This is a genomic window from Telluria sp. AZSoR62 (genome assembly GCF_058111565.1).
Genome location: NZ_JBYTST010000284.1, coordinates 1 through 276, shown reverse-complemented (window position 1 = coordinate 276; position 276 = coordinate 1). Strand labels below are relative to the sequence as shown.

Here is a 276-nt window from a genome sequence, read left to right as displayed (position 1 = left end):
AAGGTCGCCGTGGTGTTCGGTTGCTGGACGTCGGTGTCGCGTAAATCGGTGTTGCCGGTGTTCGAAGAACTCAACGGTTTGCTGTTCTACCCGGTGCAGTACGAAGGCGAAGAGATGTCGCCGAACGTGTTCTATACCGGTGCAGCACCGAACCAGCAGGCGATCCCGGCAGTGGAATACCTGATGAGCGAAGAAGGAGGCGGCGCCAAGCGTTTCTTCCTGCTCGGCACCGACTACGTGTACCCGCGCACCACCAACAAAATCCTGCGTTCGTTC

At 58.3% G+C, this 276-nt stretch carries 1 protein-coding gene; it reads left to right on the top strand.

The genetic code is table 11. The annotated features are described in order from the left end of the window. The coding region (locus AC3XQU_RS23820; protein WP_489876604.1) for a transporter substrate-binding protein at positions 1-276 on the top strand (276 nt) is incomplete at both ends.